Origin of the sequence: Streptomyces sp. NPDC006235 (assembly GCF_040613735.1) — a bacterium.
Taxonomy (GTDB): domain Bacteria; phylum Actinomycetota; class Actinomycetes; order Streptomycetales; family Streptomycetaceae; genus Streptomyces.
In genome coordinates, this window is sequence record NZ_JBEXSR010000020.1 from 138,326 (window position 1) to 149,731 (window position 11,406).

Annotated in this window: 9 protein-coding genes and 1 tRNA gene; 3 read left to right on the forward strand and 7 right to left on the reverse strand. The window is 70.4% G+C overall.

The window, feature by feature from the left end; translation table 11 throughout:
• Window positions 1–18 precede the first annotated feature (18 nt).
• From ABZ192_RS23675 to ABZ192_RS23685, 3 genes are all read right to left on the reverse strand, one after another.
• Complete coding sequence (locus ABZ192_RS23675) at window positions 19–1,485, reverse strand: MFS transporter (RefSeq protein WP_356926442.1); 1,467 nt, start codon at window positions 1,483–1,485, stop codon at window positions 19–21.
• 8 nt (window positions 1,486–1,493) lie between these two features.
• Window positions 1,494–3,158 (reverse strand): FAD-binding oxidoreductase, encoded by a 1,665-nt coding sequence (locus tag ABZ192_RS23680; RefSeq protein WP_356926443.1) that lies wholly within the window; start codon window positions 3,156–3,158, stop codon window positions 1,494–1,496.
• Between the two features lie 71 nt (window positions 3,159–3,229).
• The gene (locus ABZ192_RS23685; protein WP_356926444.1) at window positions 3,230–3,637 is read right to left on the reverse strand and encodes a cupin domain-containing protein; all 408 of its coding nucleotides are present in this window, start codon (window positions 3,635–3,637) and stop codon (window positions 3,230–3,232) included.
• Between the two features lie 372 nt (window positions 3,638–4,009).
• Here ABZ192_RS23685 and ABZ192_RS23690 point away from each other — a divergent pair, with 372 nt between their 5' ends.
• Entirely contained in the window at window positions 4,010–5,125 is a 1,116-nt protein-coding gene (locus ABZ192_RS23690; protein ID WP_356926445.1) for a transaldolase family protein, read from the forward strand.
• Here the strand turns inward: ABZ192_RS23690 and ABZ192_RS23695 are convergent.
• Window positions 5,113–5,901, reverse strand: coding sequence for a class I SAM-dependent methyltransferase (locus tag ABZ192_RS23695; protein WP_356926446.1), 789 nt, complete (start codon window positions 5,899–5,901; stop codon window positions 5,113–5,115). The genes ABZ192_RS23690 and ABZ192_RS23695 overlap by 13 nt on opposite strands.
• Window positions 5,902–6,235: 334 nt before the next feature.
• Here ABZ192_RS23695 and ABZ192_RS23700 point away from each other — a divergent pair, with 334 nt between their 5' ends.
• The gene (locus tag ABZ192_RS23700; protein WP_356926447.1) at window positions 6,236–8,218 is read left to right on the forward strand and encodes a helix-turn-helix domain-containing protein; all 1,983 of its coding nucleotides are present in this window, start codon (window positions 6,236–6,238) and stop codon (window positions 8,216–8,218) included.
• Window positions 8,219–8,283: 65 nt separating this feature from the next.
• On the opposite strand, the gene ABZ192_RS23705 is transcribed toward ABZ192_RS23700, so the two are convergent.
• Window positions 8,284–9,540, reverse strand: coding sequence for a transposase (locus tag ABZ192_RS23705; RefSeq protein WP_356926448.1), 1,257 nt, complete (start codon window positions 9,538–9,540; stop codon window positions 8,284–8,286).
• A 269-nt stretch (window positions 9,541–9,809) separates the two neighbouring features.
• Here ABZ192_RS23705 and ABZ192_RS23710 point away from each other — a divergent pair.
• A tRNA-Arg gene (locus ABZ192_RS23710) sits at window positions 9,810–9,885 on the forward strand.
• A 68-nt stretch (window positions 9,886–9,953) separates the two neighbouring features.
• Here the strand turns inward: ABZ192_RS23710 and ABZ192_RS23715 are convergent.
• Both ABZ192_RS23715 and ABZ192_RS23720 read right to left on the reverse strand, forming a co-directional pair.
• Window positions 9,954–11,105 (reverse strand): tyrosine-type recombinase/integrase, encoded by a 1,152-nt coding sequence (locus tag ABZ192_RS23715; RefSeq protein WP_356926449.1) that lies wholly within the window; start codon window positions 11,103–11,105, stop codon window positions 9,954–9,956.
• Complete coding sequence (locus ABZ192_RS23720) at window positions 11,105–11,287, reverse strand: helix-turn-helix domain-containing protein (protein WP_062927388.1); 183 nt, start codon at window positions 11,285–11,287, stop codon at window positions 11,105–11,107. The genes ABZ192_RS23715 and ABZ192_RS23720 overlap by 1 nt, the downstream gene beginning before the upstream one ends.
• Window positions 11,288–11,406 lie beyond the last annotated feature (119 nt).

The window sequence follows — 11,406 nt, forward strand, 5'->3', positions numbered from 1 at the left end:
CAAGGACCCGGGGATAGGTCAGCCGCCGTCCCGGGCCGGGCGGGGGCGCAGCAGGACGAGTGCGCACACCGCGGCGGCGGCGAAGGCCACGGCCGCGAGGGTGAAGGCGAAGCCGTAGCCGGAGGTCAGGGCCGACGCCGTACCCGTGCCCGTGTGCACCAGGTCCGTGGTGCGTGCGGTGGCCAGGGTCACCAGGACGGCGAGGCCGATGGCCGGCCCGGCCTCCAGCGCGGTGTTGACCACGGCGCCGGCGAGACCGGCCTGGTCCTGCGGGACGTCGGTGGTCGCCGTGACGGTCGATCCGGCGAAGACCAGCGCCGCCCCGGCGGGGAAGAGCACCAGCCCGGCCAGTACGGCGCCCACGTACGGCGTGTCGGTGCCGATCCGGCCCAGCACCGCCAGCCCCAGCCCGGCCAGCACCAGTCCCCCGACCAGCACCGCACGCGGGCCGAAGCGCTGCACCAGCCGGCCCACGCACAGGCCGCTGACGACCAGGGTCAGGCCGAAGGGCAGGAACGCCGCCGACGTCTCCAGCGCGGAATAGCCCCGGACCTCCTGGAAGTACAGCGCGAGCATGAAGAAGATCGTGGTGATTCCGGCGGCGCCCAGGAAGACCGCCAGCAGCGCCACCGCCCTGCGGGGGGAGGCGGGGAACGACAGCGGCAGGAGCGGTTGCGGCACCCGTGCCTCGGTGATGACGAAGGCCAGCAGCAGCGCGCCGCCGCCGGTCAGTGTGCCGAGCGCCACCGGGGAGGTCCATCCGCGCTCCGGCGCCTCCACCAGGCCGTAACTGAGCAGGGCGATCCCGGTGGTGACCAGGGCGGCCCCGAGGACGTCCAGGCGGCCACCCCGGCCGGCCGTGCCCTCGGGGAGCAGCCGCGGGGCGGCGACGAGGGTCACCGCCGCCATCGCGACGGGCACGACGAACACCCAGCGCCAGGAGTTCGACGAGGCCACCACCCCGGACAGCAGCATCCCGGCGGTCCCGCCGGAGGCCGCGAGCCCGCCCCAGACGGCCATGGCACGGGCGTGCCGCGCGGGCTCCGGGTGTACGACGCTCACCAGCGCCATCGCGGCCGGTACGGCCAGTGCGGCTCCGGCCCCCTGGGCGAAGCGGGCCACCAGCAGCGTCCACAGCCCCGTGGACACCCCCGCCAGCACCGAACTCACGCCGAACACGCCGGTACCGAGGAGGAACACGCGCCGGTTCCCGTACAGGTCGGACAGCCGGCCGCCCAGCAGCAGCAGCCCGCTGAACGACATGCCGTAGGAGGCCGAGAGCAGGGCGAGTTCGGCGCGGTCGAGTCCGAACTCGTGCTGGATGTCGGGGAGTACGACGTTGAGCACGCTCATGGCGAGGATGAGCACGAACTGGACCGACGCCAGCAGGGCGAAGGCCGGGCCCCTTCTGCTGTCGCGTGCCGCTCCGGGAGCCGTTCGGGCCGGCTTCGTCTGCTCCGCCTCGACGACGTCATGCTGCTGCACAGCTCGCCTCACGTGTGGTCGGGAAGGGTGATGGACTGCGAGTGCCGGAAGGTGTTCCGAGGGTCGTACGCGGCCTTGACCTGCTGCAGGCGCGGGTAGTTGGCCTTGTAGTAGAGCGTGTACCAGGGCACGCCGGTGGTGTTGACCTTCGTGTCGGTGATGTCGGCGTCCGGATAGTTGATGTAGCAGCCGTCCGTGGCCGCGCCCGGCACGGGGTAGCCGCCGGTGGCCGAGAAGACCTCGCCGTACACGTCACGCACCCAGCCGATGTTCGCGGCGTCGTCCTCGGCGCTCGACCAGAAGCTCTGGAACAGCCCCTTGAAGATCGAGTCCCGCTGCGCCGACGCGGTGTCGCCGGAGCCCACGGTGTTGATCTTCCCGCCGTACGACAGGAGGACGACCATGGACGCCGGGTTCTGCTGATCGGCGCGCGTCAGGTGCCGGTACATCGCCGTGGCCTGTGCGGTGGTGACGTTCTTGCGCAGGTAGGCGGACTTGTGGTGGCCGCGCAGCGTCGGATTGGTCAGCGTCGGGTTGCTCGTGCCCAGCAGCTTGACCGAGTGCAGCCACGGAAGTCGCTGCGGCGTGAACAGGTCGGGCAGCGCGCCCAGTTCACCCACCGGCTCGGACATCGGTCGTACGGCGGCGTCGGAGAGCGACGAGGTGACCTCGGTGAGGAAGTCGTCGAGCACCTTCTTCGCGCCGGGGACGGTGGCGTCGATCTGGGTGAGCAGGCCGATGCTGCCGTTGGCCTTGTGATTCATCATCAGGAAGCTGCACAGGGAGGCCGCGGCGGAGTCGGCGGAGCTGTTCCTCTCGTGCCAGGCGCCGAACTTCCGCACGAGCGAGGTGAAGGAGTCCTTGTCCAGCTCGCTCCAGGGCAGCGCGAGCGCGCTGACGAGAACGTCCTTCGGGGGCTTGGGCAGGAGCGAGGAGGGGTCGGTGCCGGTGGCACCGGGGCTGCGGAACCAGTACCGGGTGATGACACCGAAGTTGCCGCCGCCACCGCCGGTGTGCGCCCACCACAGGTCGCGGTGGGGGTCGTCGGCCTCGCGCGTGGCCACCACGCTGCGCGCCTTGCCCTTCGCGTCCACCACGACGACCTCGACCGCGTACAGGTGGTCGACGGTCAGGCCGTGCCGCCGGGACAGCATCCCGTAGCCACCACCGCTGATGTGGCCGCCCGCCCCCACCGAGTAGCACATGCCGCCGGGGATGTTGACGCCCCAGCCCTTGAAGAGGGAGTCGTACACCTGGAGCAGCGTCGCGCCCGCGCCCACTTCGAAGGCCTTGAGCTCCTCGTCGTAGCCGACGGTGTCGAGCAGGGAGGTGTCGATGACCACCCGGACCTCGGAGTTGTAGACGAAGTCCGCGTAGCAGTGGCCGCCGCTGCGCACCGAGATCCGCTTGCCCGCGTCCACGGCTTCCTGAACGGCCCGCACCACCTGCTCGGTGGTGCGCACCAGCCGGACGGCATCGGGCCTGGCGACCCAGCGGGAGTTGTTGCCGACGACGAGATCGGCGTAGCGGGGGTCGCCCGGAAGAACGGTGACGGCGTCGGAACCGGGGGCGGTGGGAGCGGCGGTGGCGGCCGTCGCGCGGGGGCCGGTCTCCAGGGTGGTCGTGGCGGCTATCGCGGCAGCCGTGCCGGCCAGGACGCTTCGTCTTTTCATGGAACTCGCGTTCTCTTTCTGTGTCGGTGCAAGCTTTGGACAGTCACACAGGCCCGGTGCATGCCGAACGGTCAGTCGCCCCAGACCACGCCGAGTCCGAGATTCTCCGCGAATTCCATGGTGCGGTCGACCGACCACGACTCACCGACCGGCGCCGCTTTCCCGAGCTGGGTCGGATATCCGGTCTCCGAGAAGAACCTCTCGAATCCACCGGGCGTGGTGATGACATAGAAACGGGCGGATTCGCTCTCCACCAGGTAGGAATGCGGTATGCCCCGCGGAAGGAACAGCACACCGGCGCCGTTGACGATTTCAGTGCGGTCTCCGACCGTGAGGCGGACCTCCCCTCCCTCGATGATGAAGATCTCGTCCTCGAGCGTGTGGGTGTGGCGCGGAGCGCGTTCTCCCATCACCGCGCTGAAGTGCGTGATCCCCAAGGCGCCACCGGTCTCCTCGGCGGAGAGTTTCGTGGTGACCACCGACCCCTTCCCCCAGAGCCGGGCAACCCCCTCGCCGGCTCGGCGAATCACCGTCGACCGTCCTTCGAGCCCTGCGGTCAAGGTCCCTCCCGAGAACGCTGCAATTACTCACTCATCATTTCGCCGGGAGCCTCACACGCCGCCGTCGCCGCCCGCAACGTGCGCGGAACTATTTTGTCAGGTGTCGCCCCACGGCCTTCCGGAACACATGACGCACCGATATGCAACCCGCACGGAATACTTTGTCAGGTGTCCGGGTCGTGATCACGCAGTAACCTCGCCGTTATGTCCGCACGTGCGAAATCGTAATGCCGGGCCCTAGAATTACGGATGCCTTTTACGTCTCGTCGACTGCTGGAGTGGAGGCAGTCATTGACCACATGGCCGCGCTCGAAGCGCAGTGACGTCCTGGACCAGCTCACGGCGGAGGGGGTCGGCCTCTGGCTGGACGACTACCATCGCGGCCGGCTGGCCGACGGCAGCCTGGAGAAGCTGGTGGCCGACGGACTGGTCGGCGGGGTCATCTCCCGGCCCGCGGCCGTCGCGCGCGCCATGTCGGACACCACGGCCTACGGGGAGCAGCTGAACCGGCTCTCGGGCGCGGCCGCCTCGGCCGAGGAACGCGTCTACGCGCTGATCGCCGAGGACGCCCGTGCGGCCTGCAACACGCTGGAACCGGTGTTCCGGGAGACGAAGGGCATGCACGGCTGGGTCTCCCTCGGCATCGCGCCCCAGCCGGCCGCGGATGCCGAGGCCATGGCCGACCACTCCAGACGGCTCGCCCGGATGGTCGACCGCCCCAACGTCCTGATCCGGATCCCCGTCACGGGCAGGGGACTTGCCGCCGCCGGTGACGTGCTCGCCCACGGCGTCGGCGTGCACGTCACCTCCGTGTACTCCGTGCAGCGGTACGCCCAAGCCGTGGACGCGTACTTCCGCGGCCTGGAGCGCGCCACGGCCGGCGGTCACGCCGCGTCCGCCGTCACCTCGCTCGTCTCTGTGGACCTCGGCCGTCTCGACGCCGGCGTCGACGCCCTCCTGGACGGCTCGGCGGACCCCCGCGCCGCCGCACTGCGCGGACAGGCCGGGGTGGCCACCGCGCGGCTCGTCTACCGCCGCTACGAGGAGAGCCTCGGCGGTCCGCACTGGCGCTCCCTGGTGGCCGACGGCGCCCGCCCCCAGCGCCTGCTCTGGACGTCGGAGAACGTGCCGGAATCCCCTCGGGCCGCGCTGGACCGGGTCGAACGGATCATCGCCTGGATGACCTCGCACGCCCTGCCGCAGCAGGCGCTCGAAGCACTGAACCGCCGCGAGGGGTTCCACGGCGACACCCTCTCCGGTGAACACGACGCGGCCTGCCGGGTGGTGCAGGCGCTCGGGTGGGCCGGTATCGCCCTCGACTCGATCGCGCGCGACCTGGAAGCCGCGGCGATCGAGTCGGAGCGCGCCGCGTGGGAGGAGCTCCTGACGGCGGTTCAGGCGGGCTGAGTCACCGTCCGGGCGGGCCGGGTGCGCAGCCCGCCGCGGTGCGCGGCACCGTCGTACACCGACGACGGCCCCTGGCCGGAGCGGATGTCCACCAGGAAGTGCTCGACCACGTCTCCCCGGTCGACGACGGTGAGCTTCCTGAGCACCCGCAGCCGCCGCCCCGTCTCCTCGGCGATCCGGTGCAGTCCGTCCATGTCCCCTCTGCTGCTGAAGTGCAGCAGGGCCCGGCCGTCCCTCGTCAGCCGGCGCGGCGCCTCGTCCACGTACCTGCGGTGCGCTTCGTATCCGGGATCCACGTAGGCGCGTTCCAGGTCAGTGGCGAAGCGGTACTCCTCCGGTGCGCGGACGTACGGCGAACTCCAGACGATGCTGTCGAAGCGCTCCCCCGCGGGCAGCGCCTCGAAGAGGTCGCTGTGCACGGCTCGCACCCGGTCGGCGACTTGGTGCCGCCGCGCGTTGAGCGCGGCGTTCGCCACCGCCTCGGCGTTGATGTCCGAGGCGACGACCCGCTCGCAGCCCGCGAGGGCGGCGGTCACGGCGACGACCCCGGTGCCGCAGCCGATCTCCAGGAACGAGCCGCGCAGAGGGCCCACGGGATCGCACAGGCCGAGCATGTCCAGGACGATCTCGGTCGTGCCCGCGTGCAGAGGGGCGAAGACCCCGTCGAACAGGTCCCACTCCCGTCCGCGCAGCGAGAAGACCCCGGGCCGGTGCTCCGCCCGCATGGAGTCCCGGCTGCGTTCGAGCGAACGTCGATAACTCTTGATCTCGGACATCCCCCGCAGTTCCCTCCGCTCCGGGCGCGCCTTCCGCGCTTCCCGTCACCGTTCGTATCCTCGTGCTCACGGGCACCGGCCCGATCTTCCCCCGGCACCCCGGAGAGCGACAGGTGATCCGGCCACACAACCGACCGGGGAGAGGGGTGACTCGGCCACCATTCGAGTGAACGTTTGCGCGAATATGTAAAGGGGGCTGTTGCAGTCCGCGAGGCCCCAAGCTTAGGCTCGCTAAGGATCAGCTCGCCTGATCATGGGGGCCGATGATCGCGGGGAACGATGACCACGGGGGAACGATGATCGCGGGGGATCGATGGTCATGGGGGGAACGACGATGACGGGGGGACTGGCGCCGGCCTCCTCGCCGGATGTGATGTCCGTGCTGGAACTGCTCGCCGAGGGGGCACCGGCAGCGCGGTTCGAGGAACTGCTGCGCGCCGCCCGGCATGACGAGGCGTGCGAGGGCACCCTCGCAGAGCTCGACCAGGCCGTCCGCCTGGCTTCGCGCGTCCAGGCCCTGATCGGCCACGCACAGCAGCGGGAGGCCGGACTCGCCGCGCTCGTCGACACCGCCCACGACCTCACCCTGGTCCACGGCATGGACGCGCTGCTGCACGAGATCGCACGACGGGCCCGCCGACTGCTGAACTTCGACATGGCCTACGTCGGACTGCGCGACGGGGGCGACGGACGGCCCATCTCCATCCGCGCGGCGGAGGGCGAGACCACCTCACGCAGCGTAGGCCTGAAGACCTCCGACGACTCCGGCCTCGGCAGCCTCGTCCAGCGGAGCGGGGCGCCCGCCTGGAGCCCCGACTACCTGGCCGACAGGGACATTCCGCACTCCCCCGACATCGATGCCGTCGTACGGGCCGAAGGCCTGCACGCCATCCTGGCGGTTCCGCTCGGCTACGGCACCACGGTCTTCGGCACCCTCTACGGCGCCGACCGGAAGAAACGGCACTTCACTCCGGACGAGATCAGCCTCATGCGCTCGCTCGGCAAGCTCGCGGGCGTCGCCATCGAACGCGCGCGGCTGCTGGAGGAGACCCGCGCCGAGGTGACCGAGCTGGAACGGGACACCTCCCGCGCCCGGAGCAGCCTCGACGTGCAACGCCGCGTCGAGGCCGCCTACATCCGGCTGATCGACCTGGTGCTCAGCGGCTGCGACCCGCAGACCCTCGTCGAAGCGGCGATCGAGGACCTGTCGGGGTCACTCGTCGTCAGGGACTGCGTCGGCCGCGAGGTCGTCGTGACCGGTACGCCGCCCGAGCTCGCCGAGGACGACCTGCTCAGATGGACCTATGACGCGCACGCGGCCGGCTGCCCGGTGCCCATGTCCGAGGGCGGTGCCGGGGGCGGCTCCGAGGGCGGCTCCGGAGGCGGCTCCGAGGGCGGCTGGGTCGCGCCGGTCACCGCCGGCGGCGAGAACCTCGGCGCCATCATGCTGGTCCCCGACGAACCGCTCACGGACGGCTTCGGAGTGCGGTTACTCCAGCTCACCGCGCGGGCGGTCGCCCTCATCCTGCTGCTGCAGCGCACCTCGACGGTGGCCCACGACCAGATCCGTGACGAACTGCTGGAGGAGCTGCTCAGCGACATCCGCCCGCAGCCACACCAGTTGATCCCGCGGGCCCGCCGGCTCGGCATCGCCATCGACGAACCGCACGTGATGGTGGTGGCCCGGCCCGAGGGAGGCCCGGAGAGCCGGGCCGCCGCCTGGGCGTCGTCGTACGCCCATCGCATGTCCGGGCTCATGAGGTTCCGGGACGGCTGCGCGACCCTGCTGATCCCCGGCGAGGACCCGCTCGCCGCCGCCACCGCCGTGTCCGGGGAACTCACGCCGCTCGTCGGCCATCCCGTCACGGTCGGGGCGTCCGGACCCGTCTCGGGCCCGGCCCATGTGGCACAGGCCCACCGCGAGGCGCTCAGCTGCCTGGAGGCACTCACCGAGCTGGGCAACCACGGTGCTGTCGCCACCCCACAGCAGATGGGCTTCCTCGGTGTCCTGCTCTCCGAGACGCACGGCATCGGCGACTACGTCGAGTCCGTGATCGGCCCCGTCGTGGACTACGACACCCAGCGCTTCACCGAGCTGACCCGGACACTCGACGCCTACTTCGCCGCCGGTTCGAGCCCGACGCGCGCGGCGGCGAGCCTGCACGTGCACCCCAACACGGTGTCCAGACGGCTGGAGCGCATCACCGAACTCCTCGGAGCCGACTGGCAGGATCCCGAACGGGCACTGGAGATCCAGCTCGCGCTCCGCCTGCACCGCACGCGGCGCACGCTGCGGCAACGGGGGGCGGGTACGTAGGGGGCGGGTGCGTAGGGGGCGGGTACGTAGAGGAGCGGGGTGCACAGAGCACGGGTTCACCGGGATCAGGCGGAGGCCCGAAGCGCCCAGACACGCGGCTCAGTCGACGCACACGACTCATGGGAGTCACGGGACTCATGGGACCCATCGGACGCGCCGGACACGCCGGACACGCCGGACGCATCTGCCAGCACAGACACCGCGTGGGCGACGGAGGCCAGGGTCATGTGGCGGTGCCAGCCCCGGAACGAACGCCCCTCGAAGTCCCGGACACCCACCTGCTCGCCGGTCCGCTTCTCGTCCTGGGCGACCCGCTGCGCCAGCCACGTCAGCCGCACGAGATCACCGACCGGTGCCGTCGCCGGGGCCGCGAGCCACAGGGCCGTCGGTGCCTTGCCTCGTTCGTGCCACTCGCCGATCAGCAACAGCTCGGGCCCGAGGCCCGGCCGGGGAAGTCGTACCCGGACCGCCGCCGCGAGCATGGTGCGCCGCACCGGCCCCCGGGCGGCGTCCAGCGGACGGCGCAGCCCCTGCACGGACTCCATGATCTGGCGGGCCGAGATCGCTCCCGCCCGGTACCCCGGCATCGCGCGATCCGCCACGATCAGCCGGGTGCTCCCCTGCACCCGGGCGAGCAGGGGAATCCCGGCTTCGGCGAAGGGCCGGACGACCCCGCCGAGGCCCGTCACGTGCGTGTCCAGCACGACGGGACGCTTCGGCACCGCGGGCCGGCCGAGCAACGTGAGCGCCGTGGCGGTCGCGCACTCGTCCGGAGTCTCGGCCTGGGCGCTGTCGGGAATCTCCGCCCTACGGCGCCTGCGAGCGTCCCCGAGCCAGGACTCGGGAAGATGCAGCCGCCACTGAACGGGGACACTGGTCCCCTCGGTCGCGGCCCAGGCCCCATAGGCCAGCTGGCCGTTGAGCACCTGTCCGCACCCCGGGGAGAACTGCCGCTCCACCCCCACCGAGTGCTCGCCCGCCTTCGGAATGAACAGCGGTCGTACGACCCAGGCCCGTGGCGCCAGCACCCGCGCGACATGGTCGGCGAGGGCCTCGCGTATGGGCGACCAGTCCCAGGTGGAGCTGCTGATGAAGTGGTGCAGGCTCTGCTCCGCCGCGGCCCCGCCGACGGACGCGGCGATGTTCCGGATCGACTTGCGTCCCTGCGCCGCCAGCAGCCCGGTCAGATAGTGCCGCGCCCTCAGCCGCTGATCACTGCGCCGTAACGACGCGAAGAGCGCAGCACTGAACTCGTCTCCTGGATGGGTGACCTCGCAGGCGCCTTCTCGTATGCGATGACTGGAGACGACCTTCGCGTCCACGTTTCCCCCGCTCGCCGACTTCACGGTTGCGCGCTCAACACTGACCGCCCAGGTCCGACACGGGTAGGTGCACCGAACACACACCTGCGAGCGACAACGGTTGCCGGGCCACCCCCCTGGCTCCGGGGGACGCAACCACGGCCTCACCCCACCACCCCCACCCCGATCCGCTACCCTGTCAGGGGCCGCCACCTCGGTGGCGTCACCACCCTTGCCGCGATCGAGACGAATAGTCACACAGAGTATTCAGCCACGGTTGCACAAGGCCCGCCTTCGTAGCTCAGGGGATAGAGCACCGCTCTCCTAAAGCGGGTGTCGCAGGTTCGAATCCTGCCGGGGGCACCAGCCAAAAGGCCCCGGACCGATCATGGTCCGGGGCCTTTGACATCTACTTCTGACATCAACGCGGGCGGTCACTCGCGGATGCGGCGTCTCCTGAGCAGGCGGTCCATGTGGCTCATGGCTTCGCGCTGCGTGTCCTGGACGACGTGGGTGTAGACGTCCATCGTGATGCTGATCTGGCTGTGCCCGAGGATCTCCATCACCACGCGGGGCGCGACTCCGGCCGCCGTGAGGAGGGTGGCCGTCCCGTGGCGAGCGTCGTGCAGCCGGATCACGCGGAGGTCGGCGGACTCGGCGACGCGGGTGAAGGAGCGGTACAGGTTGCGCGGCTCCACGGGGCGGCCGGTTCGGGTGGCGAACACGTAGTCCAACTCCTGCCACCTCTCCCCCGCCTTGGCACGAGCCTCTGCCTGGCGTAGGCGGTGCCAGCGCAGGGGCGCAATGCACAGGGCGGGGAGAGGAACCGCCCTGCGACGGCGACTCTTGGGGTCGTCGTCATACAGGACGCCACGGCGACGCTGGACCTGGTGGCGGACGTAGAGGACGCGGTTGTCGAGGTCGACGTCCGACCAGCGCAGGCCCACGATCTCTCCCCGGCGGAGCCCCATGGCGATGGCGAGGACGAAGGCCGCGTAGAGCGGATCCTTGCGGGAGGCCGCGAGGAAGTCGAGCGTCTCGTCGAGGGCCCATGGGCTCAGGTCGGGCTTATCCGTGCGGGGCGGCTCGACGAGCTTGGCGACATTACGCGTGATCAGTTCCTCGCGGCAGGCTGAGGACAGCGCCGAACGCAGAACTCGGTGCGATTCCTTGGCCGTTGCGGCGGTTGTCTCCTTCTCCAAGCGGACGAGGAAGCGGCGGACGTCGGCGACGCCGAGCGATTCGAGCCGCTTGGAACCGAGTAGGGGCACCAGATAGAGCCGGACGTGCGCCTCGTACTTGTCGAACGTGCTGAGCTTCCGCCGAGGCTTGATGACGTTGTCCAGCCAGTACGGGAGCCAGTCCGAGAGCTTGGCCGACTTGGTGGGCACGGGCACGCCCTGGTCGACCTTGTCGAGCAGTTCGCGGCGCTTGGCGTCACACTCGGCCCAGGTCTTGCCGTAGGCGAACTTGCGGGCACGTGTGCCGTCCGGCTGGAGGACGTAGACCGCGCACTGGAAGCGGCCGTCCTTGCGCTTGGTGATGGTGCCGGCGCCGTTGGGGTTCCGCTTGCGTTGCTGGACCATCAGGCGGCCGCCTCCAGTTCGTGGGTGATGTACTCGCGGACAGCCCGCGCGGGGATGCGACGGCACCGGCCGATGGTGATCGAGGGCAGACGACGGGAGCGGATGAGGTCGTAGACGGTTGAGCGGCCGAGCTTCAGCCGCTCCATCACGTCAGGCACCGTCAGCAGTTCGTCGTCATGCATGGGTGGGCTCTCCTAATTCCTCCTTAAGGGGTCCTTGCAGAATGATCTTCCTGTGGCACGGTGGAGATGGAAGTGATTCCCTCTTTGTGGGAGTGGCCCGTGGCACGGCGGAAGCCGTG